This window comes from Phytopseudomonas punonensis (assembly GCF_900142655.1).
GTDB classification, from domain to species: Bacteria; Pseudomonadota; Gammaproteobacteria; order Pseudomonadales; family Pseudomonadaceae; genus Aquipseudomonas; species Aquipseudomonas punonensis.
This window is the reverse complement of record NZ_FRBQ01000002.1, coordinates 667,660-690,983: the sequence shown is the minus strand read 5'-3', so window position 1 is coordinate 690,983 and position 23,324 is coordinate 667,660. Positions and strand designations below refer to the sequence as shown.

Sequence of the window (23,324 nt, the reverse complement as noted above, 5' to 3'; positions counted from 1 at the left end):
ACGCTGTATAGCACGGCGACCCACTGCTCGCTGGAGTACGCCATCAGGGCGCAGTAGCCCAGGCAGATGAGCAGCGCGAGGATGGCCATCAGCCGCTGGTTGGCAGGGTTGAACTGACGCACCAGCAGGTCGACGCCGATATGCGCGCCGATGCGCACGCCCCAGGCCAGGCCGACGAAGATCAGCCAGCCGAACATGGCCTTGGTCAGCGCCACGCTCCAGGTCATTTCTTGGGCAACGTAGAGAATGCTGTCGCCGATGGCGAACATCGCATCGTTGGCGAAAGGCAGCGAATCTCCCAGCGAATAGAACACGCCGTAGATGTTGTTGAATACCACGTACGAGAAGGTCACCAGGGTCATCGCGGCGAGAAGAAAGGCGATGGCGATTTCTTCGAGGCGACTCCACAGGCGCTGCAAAGCTTGCATCAGCGTTCTCCCGGAAAAGTTTTTGTAATTGTCGTGACCGACTCTAACCGCGGCCCGGCGAGGCGAATATTCACGATTGGCAAACGCGGCCTTCGGCCTGGGCGAATAGTCTGTCAAGGCAAAGGCTGGAGGCATCCGTACGGAAAAATCTAACGACTAGAAAGTGGCGATAGCGGACAGTCACCTCGTAGGGTGGACAACGCTCTTTTTGTCCACCATTGCGGTAGTGGAACGGTGGACAAGCTTCGCGTTGTCCACCCTACAAACTGAGCATCCGCTCTTGCCATGCCGCTGCCCTGCCAACGCCACCCTTAAACCAGCTCGGATATCTCGATCAGGTTCAGATCCGGATCACGCAGGTACACCGACCGGATCGGGCCGGTGGCACCAGTGCGCATCACCGGGCCCTCGATGATCGGCCAGCCGACCCGCTGCAAATGCGCGATCACCTGATCCAACGGCTGGCTGGCGAGAAAGCACAGGTCCAACGCTCCGGGTACCGGTAGGTGGGCCTTGGGCTCGAACTCCCGACCGCGCACATGCAGGTTGATCTTCTGGTTGCCGAAACAGAACGCCTGGCGGCCACTGCCGAAGGTTTCCAGGCGCATGCCCAGCACCTCCGTATAGAAATGCGTGGTCGCCTCGGCATCGGTTGCGGTGAGAACCAGATGATCCAGGTGGTCGAGCATGCCAGCCTCCTCTTTGCTTACTGACCGCCAGCGTTGGCCGCCTGTGCGGCCTCGATCAGATCGCTGCCGATCTTGCCTTCGTATTCTTTCCAGACCGGGCGCATCACCTCACGCCATTGCTGACGCTCTTCATCGCTCAGCACGATCAGCTCACGCTTGCCGTCTGCGAGAATCTGCTCTTTGTCACGCTCGTTCAGCGCCAGCGCCTGCTTGTTCACCTCGCTGGTGACCTCATCGATGATGCCTTTGAGCTCACTGCGGACATCGTCTGGCAGGCCGTTCCAGAACTTGGCGTTGGTGATCAGCATGTAATTGCCGACCGCATGGTTGGACTCGATCATGTACTTCTGCACCTCGTAGTGGCGCTGGCTGTAGATGTTCGACCAGGGGTTATCGGAGGCATTGATCACGCCGGTCTGCAGACCCTGATAGATCTCGGCGAAAGCCATCTTGCGCGGCACCGCACGCAGTGCGCTGATCTGCGCCGCCTGCAGATCCGAGGGCTGCACGCGAAACTTCATGCCGCGGGCGTCGCTCGGTACATGCAGCGGCTTGTTGGCGGTGAACTGGCGCATGCCGTTGAGCCAGTAGGCCAGGCCGAGAATGCCGTTGCTCTCGAAGCTGTGCAGCAACTCCTGGCCCTTTGGCGATTGCTCGAAACGCTGCGAGGCGGCGGCGTTGTCGAACAGGAACATCAGGTCGAAGATCTGCACCCGCGGCTGGTATTTCTCCAGCTTAACGGGGGCTGGCGCCAGCAATTGCACGTCCCCCAGCAGCAAGGCTTCCATCTCCTTGCCGTCGCCGAACAGCGAAGAGTTGGGATAGACCTCGACCCGCGCCTTGCCGGCCAGACGCTCCTTGACCAGCTTTTGCAGCATCAATGCGCCCTGCCCCTTGGGCGTCTGATCGGAGGCGACATGGGAAAACTTGATGACGATTTCCTCGGCCTGCGCGCCAGCACCGAAGGCCATGGCAGTGGAAAGCAGGACGCAGGACAGGCTGCGACGAAAGACGCGTGACATGAGGCGATCTCCTGTTGTTATTGGTACGGCGGGCCACCGCCCGGCCGGATGCCTTTGTTCACGGCGAACTCTACTGCAGCGCCGAACGCGACTACATTCTTGATTGACCAAGGCTGCCTTCGCCATTGCCGAAGGCAAGGTGATCGACCATCTGCCGGGCAATCAGCGACAGGCTGTCGTACTGGCGCACGCAGATATTCAGCTCACGCAGCGCCCAGGCATCCTCGATCGCCACCGCACGTACCGACATGCCTGGCAGGTAGGTGCGCACCGCCTGCTCCGGGAGCACGCCGATGCCCAGACCGGTGTGGATCATCCGGCAGATGGCTTCGAAGCTGCGAACCTGGATGCGCACCCGCAAATGCACACCGGCCTGCTGTGCAGCCTCGCTGAGCAGGGTGTGCAGCGAGGCCTCCTTCTGCAGGCCGATAAAGTCGTAGCCGACGGTCTCCGCCAGCGTCACCCGCTCCCGTGAGGCCAGCGGGTGCTCGTTCGGCACCACCAGTACCAGGCGGTCGCGGCGGTAGGGAAACACCTGCACGCCATCGGCCTGCACGTGGCCGGCGAAGATGCCGATATCGGTCAATCCTTCGCGCACCGCGTGGATGATCTCGCTACTGACCCGCTCTTCCAGGTCGATGCGAATCTGCGGGTGCTGGGCGCTGAAGGCCGCCAGGTCCTCGGGTAGAAAGGCGATCACCGCCGAGGTATTGGCGTGGATGCGCACATGGCCATTGATGCCCTCGCTGAACTCGCTGAGGTCGGCCTGCATGTGCTGGATATTGTCCAGCAGGTTACGCGCATGGTGCAGCAGGGCATCACCGGCGGGTGTCAGCGCCACCCCCTTTGGCTGGCGATACAGCAAGGGCGTACGCAGATGCGCCTCGAGGTCGCTGATGCGCTTGCTCACTGCCGCCAGCGCCAGGTGCTCGCGCTCGGCGGCGCGGGTCAGGCTACGCTCATCGGCGATGGCGACGAACAACTTGAGGGTAGTGAAATCCACGCGCATGGCAGGCTCCGCTTCGTGTTTGGCGAAAGATTGGCACCCATCATGAAAGCCATGTCAGGGCGCGGCCACCATAAGCCTTCGCGTAGCACGAAGCCAGACTTGACGATTGACTGATTGCGGCGGGCTGCTCCGTCGGCGATGCTCGGCGCCATCCACCCAAGTCATCGGGAATTCGCACATGTCTGCCGATTCAACTGCTGCACCCATGGCCCTGGCCGGCCTCAAGGTCATTGAAATGGGCCAACTGATCGCCGGTCCCTTCGCCAGCAAACTGCTCGGCGAATTCGGCGCTGAGGTGATCAAGATCGAGCCGCCGGGCGTCGGCGACCCGCTGCGCAAGTGGCGCAAGATCAAGGACGGCACCTCACTCTGGTGGCACGTACAGTCACGCAACAAACGCTCGCTGACCCTCGACCTGAAGCAGGCCGAAGCCCAGGACATCGTCCGTAAGCTGGTAGCCGAAGCCGACGTACTGGTGGAGAACTTCCGCCCCGGCACGCTGGAAGGTTGGGGTCTGGGCTATGACGCACTGAAGGCGATCAACCCGCGGCTGATCATGTTGCGCATCTCCGGCTACGGGCAGACCGGCCCCTATCGCGACCTTCCCGGTTTCGGCGTGATCGGCGAAGCCATGGGCGGCCTGCGCCACCTTTCCGGCTACCCCGGCCAGGCGCCGGTGCGAGTAGGCATCAGCATCGGCGACTCGCTGTCCTCGCTGTACGGCGTGATCGGCGTGTTGCTGGCCCTGCAGGAGCGGGCGCGCAGCGGCGAAGGCCAGGAAATCGACGTGGCGCTGTACGAGTCGGTGTTCGCCATGATGGAAAGCCTGGTGCCCGAATACGACGCCTTCGGCTATATCCGTGAACCAGCGGGCAGCGCCCTGCCCGGCATCACGCCGTCCAACTCCTACCCGTGCAACGATGGCAGCTACGTGCTGATCGCCGGCAATGGCGACAGCATCTACAAGCGCCTGATGAGCCTGATCGGCCGCGACGACCTGGGCAACGACCCGCGCCTGGCACAGAACGACGGGCGCAGCCAGCACGCCGAATTGATCGACAGCGCCATCGCCGAATGGACCGCCCAGCGTGGCCGCGATGAAGTGATCGAAGCGCTCAAGGCCGCCCGTGTGCCGGCCGGCTATCCCTACACCGCCGCCGATATCGTGCAGGACCCGCACTACCTGGCGCGACAGATGATCGAGACGGTGCAGACGCCCGTCGGCCCGCTGAAAGTGCCGGGCGTGCTGCCCAAGCTCAGCCGCACGCCGGGGCGCATCGGCGCTGGCGGCCCGCAGCTCGGCGAGCACAACGACGACATCCTGGCGGGACTCGGCCTCAGCGACGAACAGGTTGCCGGCCTGCGCGAGCGCGGGATTATCTGACGCCCATCATGGCCGGTCGCCTGGGTTGAGCAACGCGATACCCAGGAAACCTTCCCGGGTGTCGCTGCGCTCGACCCGGGCTACGCAACTTGAAGCTTGTGGCTTGCCGCTACATCGAGGATTTCCCATGACCAAACGCCTTTATATTCAGGACGTCGCCACCCGCGACGGTTTTCAGATCGAAGCGGCCTTCGTGCCCACCGATGCCAAGATTGCACTGATCGACAGGCTGTCGCACACCGGCCTGGCCAAGATAGAAGTCACCTCCTTCACCTCGCCCAAGGCCATCCCCAACCTGCGTGATGCCGAAGAAGTAATGCGCGGCATTCAGCGCGTGCCGGGCGTTGAATACACCGTGCTGGTGCCTAACGTGCGCGGCTGCGAGCGGGCGTTATCGTGCGCGGTGGACGAGATCAACCTGGTGATGTCGGCCAGCGACACCCACGGCCTGGCCAACCTGCGCATGACGCCGGAGCAGTCCCTGGCGCAGTTCGCCGAGATCATCGAGGTGACGCGCGGCAGCGGCGTATTTATCAACGCCTCGCTGTCGACCACCTTCGGCTGCCCCTTCGAGGGCGCGGTGCCGGAGGCGCGCGTGCATGAACTGACCCAGCGCCTGCTCGATCTTGGCGTGCAGGGCGTGACCCTCTGCGATACCACCGGTATGGCCGACCCGGCCCAGGTCGAGCGCATCTGCCGCGAGTCGCTGCAGCACTGGCCCGAGGCGGTATTCACCGCGCATTTCCACAATACCCGCGGCATGGGCCTGGCCAATGCCCTGGCGGCCCTGAATGCCGGCATCGAGCGCTTCGACGCATCGCTCGGCGGCCTCGGCGGCTGCCCCTACGCCCCAGGCGCCAGCGGCAATATCTGCACCGAGGACCTGGTGCACATGTTCCAGCGCATGGGCCTGGAGACGGGCGTGAATCTGGATGCACTGCTGGCCGCCGCGGCCACCCTGCCCGGCCTAATCGGCCACGACGTGCCCGGCGCGATCCTCAAGGCCGGCAAGTCGGACCGTCGTTATCCAAAGCCGAAATGGATGAGTGAAGCAGGCGCCTGATCGAACGACCGTAGCCTGCGGTCGAGCGCATCGATACCCAGGAAACCAGTGCCGGATATCGCTGCGCTCAACGCCGGGCTACTTCAGTGCCCGCCACCCGACTCTGCCGCGCCCTTGGCGGAAAACGGTGGTTTGGCCAGGTAGATGATCAGGATCAGGCCGAAGAACAGCCAGCCCATCAGGGTGAAATAGTCCACCGTGGATAGCATGTAGGCTTGGCTTTCCACCACCCGGTCGATCTGCAGGTAGGCCGACTGCGAGGCGCCGCCGAGCTGTTCCAGATAGTGCTGGCTAGCCGGATCGTAGGGCGTGACGTGCTCGGTCAGCTGGGCGTGATGGTAGATCTCCCGGCGATGCCAGATCCAGGTGGTCAGCGACGAGGCGAAGCTGCCGCCCAGCACGCGCAGGAAGGTGGCCAGACCGGAGCCGTCGGCGATGTCTTTCGGCGGCAGGCTGGAGAGCAGGATGCTGGTGGTGGGCATGAAGAACAGCGCGATCCCCAGGCCCATGAACACCTGCACCTCGGCAATATGCCGGTAATCCACCTCGGTGTTGAACGAGGCACGCATGAAGCAAGAGGCGCCGATCACCAGGAACGAGCCGCCGGCCAGCAGGCGCAGGTCGAACTTGTGCGCGTATTTGCCCACCAGCGGTGACAGGAACAACGGCAGAATGCCGATCGGCGCTGCCGCCAGCCCGGCCCAGATCGGCGTGTAGCCCAGCTGGGTCTGCAGCCACTGCGGCAGCAGCAGGTTGATGCCGAAGAACCCGGAGTAACCGAGCACCAGCGCCAGGGTGCCGAAGGTGAAGTTGCGGTACATGAACAGGCGCAGGTTGATGATCGGGTGCTGATCGGTCAGTTCCCAGATCACCAGCGCCACCAGGGAAACCACGGAAATGGCGGTGCCGATCTGGATAAAGGTCGACTCGAACCAGTCCAGGTCGTTGCCCTTGTCGAGCACCACCTGCAGCACGCCGACGCCCAGCACCAGGAGCATCAGCCCGATGTAGTCGATAGGCTGGTGCTGGGTGGTTTCCGGACGATTGCGCATCTGCGCCCAGACCACCAGGGTGGCGAGGATGCCGATCGGCACGTTGATGAAGAAGATCCACGGCCAACTGTAGCTGTCGGTGATCCAGCCGCCGGCAATCGGCCCGATGATCGGCGCCACCACCGTGACCATCGCCAGCAGCGCCAGGGCCATGCCGCGCTTGGCGCTGGGAAAGATCGCCAGGAGCAAGGTCTGCGCCATCGGGTACAGCGGCCCGGCGACTAGCCCCTGCAGGGCGCGGAACACCACCAGCTCGGGCATCGAGCGGGCGATGCCGCAGAGGAATGAGGTAATCACGAACAGCACTACGGCGGCGAGAAACAGCTTCACCTCGCCGAAGCGCCGCGCCAGCCAGCCGGTCAGCGGCAAGGCGATGGCGTTGCACACGGCGAACGACGTGATCACCCAGGTGCCCTGCTCCGAGCTGACCCCCAGGTTGCCGGAAATGGTCGGCAGGGCGACGTTGGCGATGGTGGTGTCGAGCACCTGCATGAAGGTCGCCAGGGAGATGCCGATGGTGGCCAGCAGCATGCTGGCCGGGCGGAAATTGGCGTCGCTCATGTCAGCCCTGCTTCGCCGGAGTGGCGTTCTGCGGACCGTTGTCGTGAATGATGCGTTCGATCAGCGCGTCAGCCTCGCCCAGCGGGGCGTCGTAAACGGCAGTGCTGAAGCGAGCGTCCTTGGGCATCTGGGTGGTCAGCTGGGCGCCGCTCTGGTCATGCAGGTCAACGGTCACGGTGGTGGACAGGCCGATGCGCAGCGGGTGTTTCTCCAGCGCCTCATCGTCGAGGCGAATACGCACCGGCAGGCGCTGCACGATCTTGATCCAGTTGCCGCTGGCGTTCTGTGCCGGCAGCAGCGAGAAGGCGCTGCCGGTACCCACGCCGAGGCTCTCGACGTGGCCCTGGTAGGTCACATCATCGCCGTACAGGTCGGCCTCGACGGTCACCGGCTGGCCGATGCGCATCTCGCGCAGCTGGGTTTCCTTGAAGTTGGCGTCGATCCACACCTCGTGCAGCGGCACCACCGCCATCAGCGCGGTGCCGGGCTGGATACGGCTGCCGACCTGCACCGAGCGCTGTGCCACGTAGCCGCTGACCGGCGCCACCAGGGTGCTACGGGCGTTGTTGAGGAAGGCCTGACGCAGCTGCGCGGCGGCGCTCTTCACGTCCGGGTGGGAGGCGATCACGGTGTCGTCGACCAGCGCCTTATTGGTGTCCAGCTGCTGCTCGGCGGAAGTCAGGGCGCTCTGCGCGCTGTTCAGGGTGTCCTGGGCGTGAGCCAGTTCCTCGCGGGAGATCGCGCCCTTGCCGGCCAGAGCCGCACGGCGCTGATAGTCGGCCTTGGCGCGCTGCACGTCGATCTTGCGTGCGGCGACCTGGGCCTTGTAGCTGTCGACATTGCTGAACAGCCCGCGCACCTGGCGCACGGTGCGTGCCAGGTTGGCCTCGGCGCTCTGCTGGGCGACCTGGGTGTCGGCCGGGTCGAGCCAAACCAGGGGCTGACCGGCTTCGACGTAATCGCCGTCGTCCACGGCGATGCGGGTGACGGTGCCGATGATCTGTGGGGTGATCTGCACCAGGTTGCCGCCCACGTAGGCGTCGTCGGTCTCTTCATAGAAGCGGCCGTACAGCTCGTGGTAGGCGAAGACGGCCGCGCTGCACAGCACGACGATGACGCCGAGGCCAATCAGCAGGCGTTTGCGCTTGCCCGAATTCGGGTTGGCGGAGGTGGCTTGAGAGTCGGTCATGGCGAGTACTCAGCGTGCGGAAGTGGATGGTTGAGCGGGCGCTTCGAAGCCACCGCCCAGGGCCTGCATCAGCAGCACCGAGGCGTCGATACGCTCGGCACGCAGGCTGGCCAGTTGTCGTTCGCTCTGCAGCAACTGCTGCTCGACGCTCAGGGCATCGAGGTAGTTGCCGATGCCGTCGGCGTAGCGCTGCATGGCGATGTCGTAGGAGCTGCGGGCGATGTCGCGGGCCCGCTGCTGCTGCACGATCTGCTGCTCCAGGGAGCGGATGCGGCTGATGCCGTCACCGATATCGCCCAGGGCGCCGACCAGAGTCTGGTTGTACTGGGCCACGGCCACGTCGTAATCGGCGTTGCGGCCGGCCAGTGCGGCGCGGCGTGCGCCACCGTCGAAGATCGGCAGGCTCAGCGCCGGGCCAACGCTAAAGAAGCGACTGGCGCCGCCGAACATGGCATCACCGAGCAGCGACTTGCTGCCCGCGGCAACGCTCAGGTTGAGGTTGGGATAGAAGTCAGCCTTGCTGGCATCGATGTCGCGGGTTGCTGCTTCGACACGCCAGCGCGCGGCGACCAGATCAGGGCGACGGCCGAGCAGTTCGGCAGGCACGTTGGCCGGCAAACTCATGGCATCTGGGGCGATCAACTGCGGGCGCGGCAGCGTGTCACCGCGGTCCGGCCCCTGGCCAAGCATCACCGCCAGACGAATGCGCGCGCTGTCGACCGTTTGCGTGGCAGCGGTCAGGCTGGCTTCGGCGGCGGCTTCCAGGCTCTGGGTCTGCTGCAATTGGTATTCGCTGTCGAGGCCGGCATCGACCCGGCTGCGGGCCAGGTCGAGCATGTCGCGGCTGCGCTTGAGGTCCTGCTCGGCAAGATCCTGGGTGGCGTAGGCAAGGCCGAGGTCGTTGTAGGCGCGGGTCACATCGGCGGCGAGGGTCAGGCGCGCACCCTGGCGATCCACCTCACTGGCACGGGCACGGCCCAGCGCCGCTTCCCAGGCGGCACGTTCGCCACCCCACAGATCGAAACGGTAGCCGCCTTCCAGCGACAGGCTGCGCAAGGTGCCGTAACGGCCGCCCTGCCCGCTGGGGTCGTCGACTCGTGCAGAGCGAGAGCGGGTGACGCTGGCATTGGCATCCAGGGTCGGCTGGCGCTGCGCATCGGCGGCCAGCACGGCGGCATTGGCCTGGCGCGCACGGGCATCGGCGACCTGCAGGTCGGGGTTGCTACGCAGGGCTTCTTCGATCAGCGCGTTGAGCTGCGGATCGCCCAGGCGGTTCCACCAGTCGCTGGCCGGCCAGGCCGCCGTCGACAGGTTGCCGGTGAAGGTCTGCCCTTGCAGGCTGGCGGCGTCGAGGGTGTGGCCTTCGGTGTGCAAGCCATCCTGAGAGGCACAGGCGGCCAGCAACAGGGCGCTGAAAAGCAGGGATAGAGGCGTACGCAACGGCATGGTGTTCATCATTCTCCTGGCAGCTCTGGCAAGGCATCGGCGGCCATCAGTATCTTTTTCATCAGGCGTTGGAATTCGTCGAGTTCGGCGCTAGTGAGGCAGCCGGTCAGCTCGTTGGTGGCGTCGGCGGCGATCTGCGGTACCCGCACACCTAGGGCATTGCCCGCATCGGTGAGGGTGAGGCGCACCTGGCGGCGATCCTCATGGCTGCGCTCGCGGGTGAGCAGGCCCTTCTGTTCCAGGCGGTCGAGCATGCGGGTCATCGCCCCGCTGTCGAGGTTGAGCAGGCGCACCAGGTCGGCCGGCGTGCTGGCACGGCTCTGGCTGATCAGCAGCACCACCTTGAACTGCGCGGCCGTCACGCCGTGATCCACCAGGTGGCGCTCGAGCATGCGGTCCTTGAGCTGATTGATCAGCGCGATCAGGTGGCCGGGTGAATGCTGCAGCGAAAACCGCTCGCGGTCGAAATGTGGCATCGGGAATTACCTGCCCAGGCAGTGAATGCCATGCAGATTACTGCCCAGGCAGCGATCAGCCCAATTACATTTCGTAATACTTGTTATCAATATTGGAAATACTTTGAAATATACGAGGACTCTGAAGTGACAGATTGAGCCGCTCATGGGTTCAGGGTTTTGTGCTGAATAGCGGGTTATGTAGCCTGGGTTGAGCGCAGCGATACCCGGGAAATCGCAGTTGGGTATGCAGATACAAAAAGGCCGCATCCTTGATGGATGCGGCCTCTGATGTCGCAGGATTAAGCGGTAGTTACTGCGCCTGATTGGACGCCTCGGCCGCCTTGATCAGGTCGGCGCCAATATCGCTTTCGAATTTCTTCCAGACCGGGCGCATGGCCTCGCGCCATTGCTCACGCTGCTCCGGGGTCAGTTGAATGATCTCGCTGGTGCCGGCCTTGATGATGTCGGCGCGAGCATTCTTGTTGAGGTCATCGGCCTGGCGGTTCACCTCGGCGGTGACCTCAACCATGATCTTGTCCAGCTCGCTACGCACATCTTCCGGCAGGCCGTTCCAGAACTTGGTGTTGGTGATCACCATGTAATCGATCAGGCCGTGGTTGGATTCGGTGAAGAACGGCTGCACCTCATGGACCTTCTGGCTGTAGTAGTTCGACCAGGTGTTCTCGGTGCCGTTGACCACGCCGGTCTGCAGACCCTGATAGACCTCGGCGAAGCTCATCTTGCGTGGTGCGGCGCGCAGCACCTTGAACTGCTCGTCGAGCACCGCCGACGCCTGCACCCGGAACTTCAGGCCGCGGGCATCCTTGGGCTCGTGCATCGCCTTGTTCGACGACAACTGCTTCAAGCCGTTGTGCCAATAGGCCAGGCCGGTGATGCCCTTGCCTTCCATGCTGGTCAGCAGCGCCTTGCCCTGCTCGCTGGCCTGGAAGCGGTCGACCGCCTCCATGTTGTCGAACAAAAACGGCAGATCATAGATTTGGATCGACTTGGCATAGTGCTCGAACTTGGCCAGCGACGGCGCCAGCAACTGCACGTCGCCAAGCAGCAGCGCCTCCATCTCCTTGCCATCACCGAACAGCGAGGAGTTCGGGTAGACCTCGACCTTGACCCGGCCGGGCAGGCGCTCTTCGGCCAGTTTCTTGAACATCAACGCGCCCTGCCCCTTGGGCGTGTGGTCGGCGACCACGTGGGCGAACTTGATGCTGATCGGGTCGGCTGCATACGGCGTACCCACGACGGAGAGCGAGACAGCGCAGACCAGCGCCTTGAGAGAAAGCTTGAACATGGTGTACCTCATCTTGTTTTTGTTGGTAGGTAGAACTCTGTTTACAGCTGCGCCTGCCTCGGCGGAATTCAGCATTGCGCAAAGGCGCATTCGGCCGTGCCGAACGCGGGCCGGGAAGCGCTAATCAGCCCCGCCCGCGCGCTGAACGATGCGCTTCGCCCGGCCGACCACCGGTGCATCAATCATCTGCCCGTCGACCACGAACACCCCGTCGCCACCCGCGCCGGCCTGCAGCACTCGGCGCGCCCAATCGAGCTCTTCAGCCGAGGGCGCCATTGCCCCGTGCACCACGGCAACCTGACCGGGATGGATGCACAGCAGGCCGCCGAAGCCCATGTCGCGGGCATCGCGACTGGCACGGTCGAGGCCGGCCTGGTCCTGAATCGCCGGAAATACGCTATCCAGTGGTGCGGCCAGATTGGCCAGGCGGCTGTGCAGCAGAACGGCGTAGCGCGCCTGATCAAGCAGGCGCTCGGCGGCTGCGGTACCGCTGTTCAGGCCAAGATCCAGGCCCAGATCCAGGCCGCCGAAGGACAGCCGCTCGACCCCGGCGGCTGCGGCGATGGCCGGCAATTCATACAGGCCACGGGCACTTTCGATGATCGGCCAGACCGGCTTGCCGGCCTCGCCCACGCGGGCCACCTGGGCAGCGCTTTCAACCTTGGGCAGCAGTACGCCAATCACCCCGACATGGCGCAGGCAAAGCGCGATGTCCGCGGCATGCCCGGCGTGTTCGGGTGAATTGATGCGCACCAGCAGGCGCGCTTCAGGGTTGTCGGTCAGAAAACGGTCGAGGTTGTCTCGCGCTTCGACCTTGAGGCTTTCCTGCACCGCGTCCTCGAGGTCGACGATCACCGCGTCGGCACCGCTGGCCAGCGCCTTGGGAATGCGCTCGGGTCGCGAAGCGGGCACGAACAGCGCGGTCCGGATGATGGAGGTCGTCATGGCATCTGCTTCCTGACTTAAAGATCTTTAATGACTGATAGTGGACTAAGGCGCTATGTGATCCACCTGTGGGAGCCCGCCATGCGCGCGAATTTCGCGGGCATGGCCCGATCCCACAAAAAGCCCTTCTTCGCACCTGGCATTCAAACCGCCCCGCTCACTTTCAAACCGGCTATCTGCGCCTCGCCGTAGCCCAGCTCGGCGAGCAAGGCATCGGTGTGCTCACCGAGCGCCGGCACGGCATCCATGCGCGCACTGAAGGCGCTGTTGCTGCCCGGTGGCAGCAACGCGGGCAGGCTGCCGGCGGGGCTGTCGACCTGGCGCCAGCGGTCGCGGGCCTTGAGTTGTGGGTGGGCCCAGACGTCGGCCATATCATTGACGTGGGCATTGGCGATCTGCGCCTGCTCCAGCCGTTCGATCACCTGTTCGGCGCTCAGCGCGGCGAAGGTTTCAACGATGATCGCGCGTAGCGTTTCCCGATTGGCCGAACGCTTGAAGTTGGCGGAAAAGCGCTCGTCACTCGCCAGCTCGGGCTGCAGCAACACCCGCTCGCAGAACGCCTGCCACTCCCGTTCGTTCTGCAGACCGAGCATCACCGTGCCGCCGTCGCCGGCGGGAAATGGGCCGTAGGGATAGATGGTCGAGTGGGCGGCCCCGGCACGCGGCGGCGGCGTGGCACCGTCGTACGCGTAATACAGGGGATAGCCCATCCACTCGACCAGGCTCTCGAGCATGCTCACATCGATGCGGCTGCCCAGACCGGTCCTGCCGCGCAGCAGCAGGGCCGCCAGAATGTTGCTGTAGGCATACATGCCGGCGGCGATATCGGCGATGGAGCAGCCGGCCTTGGCCAGTTGGTCGTCACCGGCCCCGCCAGTGACCGACAGGAAGCCCCCTTCGCTCTGAATCAGCAGGTCGTAAGCCTTCTTCTTCTCGTAGCTGCCGCCTTCGCCGTAGCCGGAAATGTCGCAGACGATCAGCTTCGGGAAACGCTCATGCAACGTCTCGAACGACAGGCCCATACGTGCCGCCGCGCCTGGCGCGAGGTTCTGCACCAGTACGTCGGCCTTGGCCAGCAGGTGGTCGAGCACCTCACCGGCATCGTCCTGTTTGAGGTCGAGGGTCAGGCTTTCCTTGGAACGGTTGGTCCACACGAAGTGCGACGCCAGGCCATTGACCCGCTCGTCGTAACCGCGCGCGAAATCACCACTGCCGGGGCGCTCGACCTTGATCACCCGAGCGCCCATGTCGGCGAGCTGACGGGTGCAGAACGGCGCCGCGATGGCATGTTCCAGACTGACCACGGTGATGCCGTCCAATGGCCGGGGCTGCGTATTGTTATTCATGGCGGTTTTCCCGTTTCAATCGTGTAGTCAGGCCAGGTTGCTCAGGTCATCGATTTGCCGCAGGCGCCAAACCTTGGCAATCAACTCGCCCGCCTCATCGCTGCTGCGCTTGCCGGCGAAGGCCAGTAGGCGGCGGAACTTGTCTTCCAGCTCGGCGCGGCTGAGGGTGTTGCCCGGATCGCCCTTGGGCTCGTCGATAGCGCCGTGCAAGGTGCGGCCGTCGATGGTGACCACTTCGACCCGACCCAGCCAGCGCGCCGGATAGGCGCCGTCCACCTCGGGGTCGAGGCGCATGCTGACCTTGCTCCTGAATTCGCTGACGTCAGCATCGCTGAGCGACAGGTTCTCGAACTCGGTGAGCTGCGCCTTGCCATGCACGGCGATCAGGCCCAGCACGGTGCCCATGGAAAACTTGGCCTGGTGCACGGTCTGCGGCACCACAACACGCCCCAGCACATCGATGGCGCCCTGATGCACATGGGTGATCACCTGGGCGATGTCGCCATGCCGAAGGCCTTCGCGCTGCATCAGCTCCAGCAACGCATCGGCGGCCGGGTGGGTATGCCGGCACGAGGCGTGGAACTTGAACGAGGTTTCCGCCAGCGCCCAGCGGCTGCCGAGGCGATCCGACAGTTTGCTCGGATTGGCGTCGCTGGACATTCCGGCGGCCATGCCCTGCTCGCCCTCGAGGATGTTCTGTGCACCGGTCAGGCCCTGCTCGGTGAAATACGCAGCCAGCAGGCCGTCGGCAGCAGCCTTGGCGGTGTGCAGCTGCTTGGAGTCAGCAGCGTCGCGCAGGAACTCCCACAACCCGGCGGCCTGGGTGCCAGCATTGCCTAGCAGATGCACGAACTGCTTCTGGTCGAAGTTCAGCAACTTGCCCACGGCCACGGCGGCGGCCAGGGTGCCGACCGTCGCTGTAGTGTGGAAGATGCGGTAATGGGAACGACCGAGGAATTCACCGATGCGAATGCCCGCCTCGTAGCCGGCCACCGACGCCAACAACAGCTCGCGGCCGGTCTTGCCGAGATCCTGCGCGGCTGCCAGGGCCGCCGGAAATACCACGGTGGCCGGGTGCAGCACCGAGCTGTTGTGCAGGTCATCCTGTTCGACCAGATGGGACGACGCGCCATTGACCAGCGCCGCGAAGTACGCCGAAGTGCCGCGGCCATTGACCAGAATGCGTGCTGGGCCATCAGCCGGGCCCATTTTCTGCGCATAGGCTTCGAACAGCGGAATCGGCCGCGCGCCCTCGCTGGCCAGGGCCGAGCCGAGCCAGTCGAGGAACAGGTCTTCGGTGCGATCGAGCACGTAGTCAGGCAGATCGTCGTAACGCAACTCGGCGAGAAAACCTGCCAGGGCTTGGGTATGGCTCATGACAGGCTCCTCAGAAACTACGTGGCAGCTCGAGCAAATGCTCGGCCACGTACGACATGATCAGGTTGGTGGAGATCGGCGCCACCTGATACAGGCGGGTTTCGCGGAACTTGCGTTCGACGTCGTATTCATTGGCGAAGCCGAAGCCGCCGTGGGTCTGCAGGCAGGCATTCGCCGCTGCCCAAGAAGCCTCCGCTGCCAGGTACTTGGCCATGTTAGCGCTGGCCCCGGCGTTCTCGCCGCGGTCGTACTGTTCGCAGGCGCGCCAGCGCATCAGGTCGGCGGCCTCCACTTCGATATGCGCCTTGGCAATGGGGAACTGCACGCCCTGGTTCTGGCCGATGGGCCGGCCGAACACCACGCGATCACGGGCGTAGGCACTGGCCTTCTCGATGAACCAACGACCATCGCCGATGCACTCGGCAGCGATCAGCGTACGCTCGGCATTCAGGCCGTCGAGGATGTAGCGGAAGCCCTTGCCCTCTTCGCCGATCAAACTGCTGGCAGGAATTTCCAGGTTGTCGAAGAACAACTCGTTGGTCTCGTGGTTGACCATGTTGGCGATCGGCTGCACGGTCAGGCCATTACCGATGGCCTCACGCAGGTCGACCAAGAAGATCGACATGCCTTCGGATTTCTTCTTCACCTCAGCGAGCGGCGTGGTGCGCGCCAGCAGAATCATCAGGTCGGAATGCTGGATGCGCGAGATCCACACCTTCTGGCCGTTGATCACGTACTTGTCGCCTTGGCGCACGGCAGTGGTCTTGATCTTGGTGGTGTCGGTGCCGGTAGTGGGCTCGGTGACGCCCATCGATTGCAGGCGCAGTTCACCGCTGGCCAGCTTGGGTAGATAGAAGCTCTTTTGTGCCTCACTGCCATGGCGCAGTAGCGTGAACATGTTGTACATCTGACCATGCACGGTGCCGGAGTTGCCGCCGCAACGGTTCACCTCCTCGAGAATCACCGATGCTTCGGCCAGGCCCAGGCCAGAGCCGCCGTACTCTTCCGGGATCATCGCCGACAGCCAGCCGGCTTCGGTCATGGCACGGACGAAGGCCTCGGGAAAGCCCTTCTCCTCGTCGATCTTGCGCCAGTATTCGGCCGGGAATTCGGCGCACAGGCCACGTACGCCTTCGCGGATGAAATTCAGTTCTTCGTTCTGCTCCGGGGTCATCTCGATTCCTCGATTCTTGCTGTTGTCGCGGCCGATATCGGTGGATCGGTGAAGCGTGATCCACCCTACGTAGGCTCAATCATTCGAATTCCACGTCAGCCTGCTGGGCCATGCCGGCTCTGTTGCCAGCCCACAGCTGCGCCTTGCCCGGCGCGCTGATCCGTCCAGCCACTTCGAAGGGCTGTGGCGCGACCAGCGGGCGCAGGCCGCGATAGGCGAAGCGACGCAGGCGGGCCTGCGGGTTGGCACGGCAGAACGCGCGCAGGTTCAGGGTGGCGATCAGCGGGCCGTGCACCACCAGCCCGGCATAGCCTTCGGTGTCGGTGACATAGGGCCAGTCGTAATGAATGCGATGGCCGTTGAAGGTCACCGCGCTGTAGCGAAACAGCAGTGTTGGGCTGGGTACCACGCCCTCGCACCAGTCACCGCTCGGCAGCGCCTCACCAGCGCCGCTCTTGGGCGGGCTGGGTTCGCGGTAGACGATGTCCTGTTCCTCGCGGATCGCCAGCTCGCCGTCCTGAAGGTAGTCGTGCTGCACGGTGACGAACAGCAGCGCGCCAGTGCGGCCATGCTTCTCTTCGATATGCTTGATGGTCGACACGCGGGTGGCCTCGCCGCCGACCCGCAGGGGCGCGATGAATTCGAGGCGCCCGCCGGCCCACATGCGATTGCGGTTTTCCGCCGGCGGCAGGAAGCCACCGCGTGCCGGGTGGCCGTCACCACCCAGGCCGCTTTCGGCGATGGGGTCCTGGAAGAACGCCCAATGCCAGAGCGGCGGCAAGGCTTCGCCGTGAGCGGGCGTGTCTTCGCCCAAGGTCGCAGCGATGCGCTTGACCAGGTTGCGGCTCAGTTGATCGTGGGATTCTTCGGCGCGGCCGATCCAGGCGGAAAAAGCAGAGTCGCTCATGGTGGGTTCCAGCTGTTTTGTTATGTGCTGCCAGCATGCAATCCGTCAGTCGTTCCGAGAATCCTCATTTATTTAAACCAGCGTTCGGATATGCTGAACGCCGCTTCCGCTGCCTGACAGGATCACCATGCACTTCGATCTGCCGGATTTGCGTCTCTTCATCCATATCGCCGAGTCGCCCAGCCTGACCCAGGGCGCACGGCGCGCCTCACTGTCGCCCGCCGCAGCCAGCGCGCGTATCAAGGCGCTGGAAGGCCAGCTCGATACGCGCCTGCTCTATCGCGACAGCCGTGGCGTTGAGCTGACACCCTCCGGCCAGCGACTGCTGCAACACGCACGGTTGATCATGCGTCAGGTCGATTACCTGAAAAGCGAGTTCACCGAATACGGCAGTGATTCGGCCGGGCATATCCGCATCTTCGCCAACACGACCGCAGTGACCGAGTTTCTGCCCGAAATACTGGCTGGCTTCCTTGCAGAGCGCCCCGGCGTAACGGTGGATCTGCAGGAGCGCCTGAGCCGCGATATCGTCCGCGGCGTGCTCGACGGCGGTGCCGACCTGGGCATCATCGCCGGGCCGGTGGAAGCGGCCGGCCTGCAGGTGCTGCATTTCAGCACCGACCGCCTGGTGCTGGTGGTGCCGGACAACCACCCCCTGGCATGTCGCGATCAGGTCAGCTTGCGCGACACCCTGCAGTACCAGCACATCGGCCTGCACGACGGCAGCACACTGCTGACCTTTCTGCGTGAACACGTGGAAACCCTTGGCGGCACGCTGTCGCTGCGTATCCAGATGTCAGGCTTCGAAGCCATCTGCCGCATGGTCGAAGCTAACGTCGGCATCGGCATCATCCCCGAGTCCGCTGCCAGCCGGCACAGCCGCACCATGAAGCTGCACATCATCGAGCTTAACGAGCCCTGGGCCGTGCGCGAACGCAGCATGCTGGTACGCGACCTCGAAGCCCTGCCGGGTAGCGTGCGGGCGTTGATCGCCACGTTACTGCCGGAAAGTGCGGCAGTCTGATCCGACCTGGCGAGCCTGGAGACGCGAAACCCATCACAGCGGCGGCCGGCATTGCTGACAAAACGCCTCGATGCGCTCTAGAATCGCCGCCGCAGGAAGCACCCCGCACCCGTTCAGGGTCTGCGTCATGGATCGACTCTTCTAGCGCTTCGCCGCCCGCGCGAAGCCGTTCCATACGTCATCCCTCGTCGAAGTGCCCGGTTGATTCCTGCCTGTTACAGGCTTGCCCTGCCCACTTTGCAAACGAGATTCGTATGAACAAGATCATTACCGCTGGCCTCGCTGGCATGCTTGTGCTGCTCGCTGGCTGCGCCACGGAAAGCTCGCGCACCCTGGAAGTCGCCAAGGTCAACACCGCCAGCAGCCAGTACAGCGGCCCGCGCAGCCCGATCGCCGTTGGCAAGTTCGATAACCGCTCCAGCTACCTGCGCGGCATTTTCAGCGACAGCGTCGACCGCCTTGGCGGGCAGGCCAAGACCATCCTGATCACCCACCTGCAGCAGTCCAACCGCTTCAACGTGCTGGACCGCGACAACCTCAGCGAACTGCAGCAGGAGTCGGGTTTCTCCAAGCAGGCTCAGCAGATCAAGGGCGCCAACTTCGTGGTCACCGGTGACGTGACCGAGTTCGGCCGCAAGGAAGTCGGCGACCACCAGCTGTTCGGCATTCTGGGCCGCGGCAAACAGCAGATCGCCTATGCCAAGGTGAACCTCAACATCGTCGACGTCGCCACCTCCGAAGTGGTGTATTCCAGCCAGGGCGCCGGCGAATACGCCCTGTCGAACCGCGAGATCATCGGTTTCGGCGGCACCGCCAGCTATGACTCCACCCTCAACGGCAAGGTGCTCGACCTGGCGATTCGCGAGGCCGTCAACAAGTTGGTCAGCGGCGTCGACAGCGGCGCCTGGCGTCCGGTCAAGTGAGCGAGGAGCGAACGATGAAATTCCCACTTCTGCTTACCACCGTACTGGCCACCGCCCTGCTGGGCGGCTGCGCGCAGCAACCCAAGTCCCTCTACTACTGGGATGGCTACCAGCAGCAAGTTTACCAACGCTTCGAGAACACCACCGGCACCGAGGAGCAGATCGCCGCGCTGGAAGCCAGCGCCCAGAAGGCGCGCGCCGCTGACCGAACCCTGCCGCCGGGCTTCCATGCCCACCTCGGCATGCTGTACGCGGAGATCGGCAAGCCCGACCAGGTGCGCCAGCAATTCGAAACCGAGAAAGCCCTGTTCCCCGAGTCCGCGCAGTACATGGACTTCCTGATGCGCAATATGGCCAAGTGACCGACATGCCCCTACTGACTTCCCTCAGAACACTCGCGGCCCTGACCGCCATCGCCCTGCTGGCTGGTTGCGCCACCCAGCAGCCCTACGACTACAGCGCCTTCAAGGAAAGCAGCCCGGCTTCCATCCTGGTGCTGCCGCCGGTCAACAAATCTCCGGACATCAAGGCCACCTACAGCCTGTACTCGCTGATCACCGCGCCCCTGAGCGAGGCCGGCTACTACGTGCTGCCGGTAGCGGTGGTCAACGAGACCTTCAAGCAGAACGGTATGGCCAACGCCGAGGAAATCCGCGAAGTGCCGCCGCAGAAGCTCTACGAGATATTTGGCGCCGACACCGTGCTGTACATCGACGTGACCGAATACGGCAGCAGCTACAAGGTAATCAGCAGCGAGGTGGCGGTAGCCGCCAGCGCAACGCTGGTCGACCTGCGCACTGGCAAGGAGCTGTGGAAAGGCGTTGCCCGCGCCAGCAGCGCCGAACAGCAGCAGAACAGCGGCGGCGGCCTGGCGGGGATTCTGATCACCGCCCTGGTCAATCAGGTGATGAACAGCCTGAACGATCGCGGTCATGAGATCGCCGGCATCACCAGCGCCCGCCTGCTGAGCAGCAATCCGGTCAACGGCATTCTGCCCGGCCCCCGCGCGCGGCCCGTCAGCGCTCGCTGAGGCCCGTCAGACGAGCCCGGATCCCCAGGCTCGTTTCTTTCTAATCCTTGCCCACCCCATGTTCGCGTAGCTTGTTGGCGATGGTGGTGTGGGACACGCCCAAGCGCTTGCCGAGCAAGCGGCTACTGGGAAACTCGCCATGCAGCCGTTCCAGCACAGCTTTCTCGAAACGCCCGACAATGGCGTCCAGCCCACCCTCTAGCGAGAAATCGCCCAATGGCTGCGCCGCGCCATAACCTGGCAGGCGGATATGTTCGGGCTTGACCATCGCGCCCTCGCACAGTGATACCGCCTGGAACAGCACGTTCTCCAGCTGCCGCACGTTGCCTGGCCAGTGGTAGCGGCCGAGTTTCTCCAGGGCAACTGGTGCCAGGCCAGGTAGCGGACAGCCGATCTGCCGACTAGCGCGATCGAGAAAATGTTCGGCCAGCGGTTGCAGGCCATCCAGGCATTCACGCAGCGGCGGGATGTGCAGGCTGAGCACGTTGAGGCGGTGGTAGAGGTCTTCACGGAACTCGCCACGGGCGCACAGCTCGGAGAGGTCGACCTGGGTGGCGCAGGTCACCCGCACGTCCAGGTAAACCTCCTCGTCACTACCGATCCGCCGGAAGCAGCCATCCTGCAAAAAACGCAGCAGCTTGGCCTGCAGGCGCGGGCTCATTTCGCCGACGCCGTCGAGAAACAGCGTGCCGCCTGCGGTCAGCTCCAGCAGGCCCAGCTTGCCTTCGGCGCGAGCGCCTTCGAAGGCGCCGGGGCCGTAGCCGAACAGCTCGGTCTCGGCCATCGATTCCGGCAGCCCCGCACAGTTGAGCGCCATGAATGGTGACTGGCCGCGGGGGCTGGCCAGGTGGCAGGCGCGGGCCAGCAACTCCTTGCCGGTACCGGTCTCGCCCTCAATCAGCAGCGGTGCGTCTAATGGCGCCATTCGCCTTGCTTCACGCACTACGGCGGCCATCACTTTGGAGCTCTGGAAAATGCTGTCGAAGCCTCGCAGCTCCTGCTTGCGCACCTGATAGATACGCTCGCCAACGCGATCAGCGCGGTGCAGTGTGAGTACCGCGCCGGCCATGGCTTCGCTGTCGTCGTGCTCGCTCTGCAGCGGCGCGATATCGGCGAGAAACACGTCGCCGCAGACCTTCACCCGCAGCCCGTTGATGCGCGAACGATTGGCGCGCACCAGTTCCGGCAGATCGAAATCCTCGACGTAGCGCGACAGCGCAATGCCCGGCACCTCGTCCACCCGCACGCCAAGCAGGCCAGCGGCCGCCCGGTTGGCGGCGACGATACTGCCGCCCATATCGACTGACAGCACCGGAAACTCCAGGGCGCCGAGCAAGGCGTTGAGCTCAAGATGACGACGTTCGCTGGGCATCAGCCCCACGCGCTTGACGCCGAATACGCCGGTGATGGCCTCGAACTTGGCGCGCAGGGCCTGGAATTGCAGGTTGATCAGATTCGGGCAATGCAGATAGATGGCGTTGCCCTGCTCGCCGCCGACCTCACCACGGGCGACGTTAATGCCGTAGTCGACCAACAACTCGAGGATGTCGCGCAGGATGCCCACACGGTTCTGGCAATGGATCTTGATACGCATGACGGCCGCTCTTGTTATTTTCGTCAAGGTTTCTTGCCAGTCTAGAGGAAGCCGCCGAGCCAGGAACAGGCTTTCGCGCGGGTCGTAATGCTTTCTTTACGAAAAAGACCCATTACCTGCGCCCGCGCACCGCTGACGCCCGCGCGAAGCACGCCCGCCTGCGGCATGCTCAGGCCAGCCACGACCAGAACGGATGTGCAGGGAGATCGCCAGATGAAAGCCAGCCAGTACGTTGCCAGGCAGCCTGACGCGAACGGCTTCATTGACTACAACGAGGTCGAGCATCGCACCTGGCAGACGCTGATCGAGCGTCAGCTCAGGGTGATCGAGTCGCGGGCCTGCCAGGAATATCTGGACGGCATCGACAAGCTGGCCCTGCCCCGTGCGCGGATCCCCCAACTGGCGGACATCAACCGCGTGCTGCAAGCCAGCACTGGTTGGCAGGTCGCCCAGGTACCGGCGCTGATTCCCTTCCAGCGCTTCTTCGAGCTACTCGCCAACAAGCAATTTCCGGTGGCCACCTTTATCCGCACTGAAGCGGATCTGGACTACCTGCAGGAACCGGATATCTTCCATGAGATCTTCGGCCACTGCCCGCTGCTGACAGACCCTTGGTTCGCCGAATTCACCCACACTTACGGCCGCCTGGGCTTGGCTGCCAGCCCTCAAGAGCGGGTGTTTCTCGCCCGCCTGTATTGGATGACCATCGAATTCGGCCTGGTCGACACGCCTGCCGGTCGGCGCATCTACGGCGGCGGCATTCTCTCCTCGCCCAGGGAAGCGGTGTATTGTCTGTCCGGCGAGCCGGAGCACCAGCCGTTCGACCCGGTGGAGGCCATGCGCACGCCGTATCGCATCGATATCCTGCAGCCGTTGTACTTCGTGTTGCCGGACCTGCAACGGCTATTCGCCCTGGCGCAGCAGGACATCATGAGCCTGGTGCACGAGGCCATGGCGCTTGGCCTGCACGCGCCGAAATTCCCCCCCAAGGCGGCCTAAGAACAGCCGTAACGATCAACGTTCAGAGGAACCCCCATGACTGCACTGTCCAAAGCCACTTGCGAAGCCTGCAGCGCCGATGCGCCCAAAGTCAGCGAGGCCGAACTGGCGCAGCTGATCAAGGAAATCCCGGACTGGAACATCGAGGTTCGCGATGGCGTGATGCAGCTCGAGCGAGCCTACGCGTTTCGCACCTTCAAGCATGCGCTGGCGTTTACCAATGCAGTGGGCGAAATCGCCGAGACAGAGAACCACCACCCGTCGCTGCTCACCGAATGGGGCAAGGTCACCGTCACCTGGTGGAGCCACTCGATCAAGGGCCTGCACCGCAACGATTTCGTCATGGCGGCGCGTACCGACGAGCTGGCGAAAGCGGCCGATGTTCGCAAGTGACATGC

General features: G+C 63.9%; 23 protein-coding genes. 8 read left to right on the top strand and 15 right to left on the bottom strand.

The features are described from left to right. The 4 genes from BUC40_RS09955 to BUC40_RS09940 all read right to left on the bottom strand — a co-directional run. On the bottom strand, window positions 1-428 hold a 428-nt coding region (locus BUC40_RS09955), incomplete at its 3' end, for a TRAP transporter small permease (RefSeq protein ID WP_073265132.1). A 311-nt stretch (window positions 429-739) separates the two neighbouring features. Next, complete coding sequence (locus BUC40_RS09950) at window positions 740-1,117, bottom strand: VOC family protein (RefSeq protein ID WP_073265131.1); 378 nt, start codon at window positions 1,115-1,117, stop codon at window positions 740-742. 17 nt (window positions 1,118-1,134) lie between these two features. After that, a complete protein-coding gene (locus tag BUC40_RS09945) occupies window positions 1,135-2,139 on the bottom strand; it encodes a DctP family TRAP transporter solute-binding subunit (RefSeq protein WP_073265129.1) in 1,005 nt (334 codons plus the stop codon). A gap of 91 nt (window positions 2,140-2,230) precedes the next feature. Beyond that, entirely contained in the window at window positions 2,231-3,148 is a 918-nt protein-coding gene (locus tag BUC40_RS09940; protein WP_073265128.1) for a LysR family transcriptional regulator, read from the bottom strand. 178 nt (window positions 3,149-3,326) lie between these two features. Here BUC40_RS09940 and BUC40_RS09935 point away from each other — a divergent pair, with 178 nt between their 5' ends. Both BUC40_RS09935 and BUC40_RS09930 read left to right on the top strand, forming a co-directional pair. After that, window positions 3,327-4,532, top strand: coding sequence for a CaiB/BaiF CoA transferase family protein (locus BUC40_RS09935; RefSeq protein ID WP_073265126.1), 1,206 nt, complete (start codon window positions 3,327-3,329; stop codon window positions 4,530-4,532). 127 nt (window positions 4,533-4,659) lie between these two features. After that, window positions 4,660-5,595, top strand: coding sequence for a hydroxymethylglutaryl-CoA lyase (locus BUC40_RS09930; RefSeq protein WP_073265124.1), 936 nt, complete (start codon window positions 4,660-4,662; stop codon window positions 5,593-5,595). 83 nt (window positions 5,596-5,678) lie between these two features. Here BUC40_RS09930 and BUC40_RS09925 read toward each other — a convergent pair whose 3' ends face one another. The 10 genes from BUC40_RS09925 to BUC40_RS09880 form a co-directional block, all read right to left on the bottom strand. Continuing rightward, window positions 5,679-7,208 (bottom strand): DHA2 family efflux MFS transporter permease subunit, encoded by a 1,530-nt coding sequence (locus BUC40_RS09925; protein ID WP_073265123.1) that lies wholly within the window; start codon window positions 7,206-7,208, stop codon window positions 5,679-5,681. A gap of 1 nt (window position 7,209) precedes the next feature. After that, window positions 7,210-8,397, bottom strand: coding sequence for an HlyD/EmrA/EmrK family protein (locus BUC40_RS09920; protein WP_073265121.1), 1,188 nt, complete (start codon window positions 8,395-8,397; stop codon window positions 7,210-7,212). A 9-nt stretch (window positions 8,398-8,406) separates the two neighbouring features. Beyond that, the gene (locus tag BUC40_RS09915) at window positions 8,407-9,852 is read right to left on the bottom strand and encodes an efflux transporter outer membrane subunit (RefSeq protein WP_208605761.1); all 1,446 of its coding nucleotides are present in this window, start codon (window positions 9,850-9,852) and stop codon (window positions 8,407-8,409) included. Then, complete coding sequence (locus BUC40_RS09910; protein ID WP_073265120.1) at window positions 9,852-10,319, bottom strand: MarR family winged helix-turn-helix transcriptional regulator; 468 nt, start codon at window positions 10,317-10,319, stop codon at window positions 9,852-9,854. Before BUC40_RS09910 ends, BUC40_RS09915 begins: the two co-directional genes overlap by 1 nt. Window positions 10,320-10,611: 292 nt before the next feature. After that, entirely contained in the window at window positions 10,612-11,607 is a 996-nt protein-coding gene (locus tag BUC40_RS09905) for a TRAP transporter substrate-binding protein (RefSeq protein WP_073265118.1), read from the bottom strand. Window positions 11,608-11,727: 120 nt separating this feature from the next. Beyond that, on the bottom strand, window positions 11,728-12,552 hold the full coding sequence (locus BUC40_RS09900) for an HpcH/HpaI aldolase/citrate lyase family protein (RefSeq protein WP_073265116.1): 825 nt from the start codon (window positions 12,550-12,552) through the stop codon (window positions 11,728-11,730). A gap of 143 nt (window positions 12,553-12,695) precedes the next feature. After that, complete coding sequence (locus tag BUC40_RS09895; protein WP_073265114.1) at window positions 12,696-13,898, bottom strand: CaiB/BaiF CoA transferase family protein; 1,203 nt, start codon at window positions 13,896-13,898, stop codon at window positions 12,696-12,698. Between the two features lie 27 nt (window positions 13,899-13,925). Next, window positions 13,926-15,275, bottom strand: coding sequence for an MmgE/PrpD family protein (locus BUC40_RS09890; protein WP_073265112.1), 1,350 nt, complete (start codon window positions 15,273-15,275; stop codon window positions 13,926-13,928). A gap of 10 nt (window positions 15,276-15,285) precedes the next feature. Further along, window positions 15,286-16,449, bottom strand: a complete 1,164-nt coding sequence (locus tag BUC40_RS09885; RefSeq protein WP_073265110.1) for an acyl-CoA dehydrogenase family protein — start codon at window positions 16,447-16,449, stop codon at window positions 15,286-15,288. Window positions 16,450-16,528: 79 nt separating this feature from the next. Further along, on the bottom strand, window positions 16,529-17,356 hold the full coding sequence (locus BUC40_RS09880; RefSeq protein ID WP_073265108.1) for an HTD2 family dehydratase: 828 nt from the start codon (window positions 17,354-17,356) through the stop codon (window positions 16,529-16,531). A gap of 127 nt (window positions 17,357-17,483) precedes the next feature. Here BUC40_RS09880 and BUC40_RS09875 point away from each other — a divergent pair, with 127 nt between their 5' ends. From BUC40_RS09875 to BUC40_RS09860, 4 genes are all read left to right on the top strand, one after another. After that, window positions 17,484-18,380, top strand: coding sequence for a LysR substrate-binding domain-containing protein (locus BUC40_RS09875; protein ID WP_073265106.1), 897 nt, complete (start codon window positions 17,484-17,486; stop codon window positions 18,378-18,380). A 254-nt stretch (window positions 18,381-18,634) separates the two neighbouring features. Beyond that, window positions 18,635-19,303 (top strand): CsgG/HfaB family protein, encoded by a 669-nt coding sequence (locus BUC40_RS09870; RefSeq protein ID WP_073265104.1) that lies wholly within the window; start codon window positions 18,635-18,637, stop codon window positions 19,301-19,303. Window positions 19,304-19,317: 14 nt separating this feature from the next. Next, window positions 19,318-19,665, top strand: a complete 348-nt coding sequence (locus BUC40_RS09865) for a DUF4810 domain-containing protein (protein ID WP_073265102.1) — start codon at window positions 19,318-19,320, stop codon at window positions 19,663-19,665. Window positions 19,666-19,670: 5 nt separating this feature from the next. After that, window positions 19,671-20,333 (top strand): DUF799 domain-containing protein, encoded by a 663-nt coding sequence (locus BUC40_RS09860; protein WP_073265100.1) that lies wholly within the window; start codon window positions 19,671-19,673, stop codon window positions 20,331-20,333. A 40-nt stretch (window positions 20,334-20,373) separates the two neighbouring features. Here BUC40_RS09860 and BUC40_RS09855 read toward each other — a convergent pair whose 3' ends face one another. Beyond that, a complete protein-coding gene (locus BUC40_RS09855; RefSeq protein WP_073265098.1) occupies window positions 20,374-21,927 on the bottom strand; it encodes a sigma-54-dependent transcriptional regulator in 1,554 nt (517 codons plus the stop codon). 213 nt (window positions 21,928-22,140) lie between these two features. On the opposite strand from BUC40_RS09855, the gene phhA reads away from it, so the two are divergent. Beyond that, complete coding sequence (gene phhA / locus BUC40_RS09850) at window positions 22,141-22,926, top strand: phenylalanine 4-monooxygenase (protein ID WP_073265096.1); 786 nt, start codon at window positions 22,141-22,143, stop codon at window positions 22,924-22,926. A gap of 36 nt (window positions 22,927-22,962) precedes the next feature. Beyond that, window positions 22,963-23,319, top strand: a complete 357-nt coding sequence (locus BUC40_RS09845) for a 4a-hydroxytetrahydrobiopterin dehydratase (protein ID WP_073265094.1) — start codon at window positions 22,963-22,965, stop codon at window positions 23,317-23,319. The last annotated feature ends 5 nt before the right edge of the window (window positions 23,320-23,324 follow it).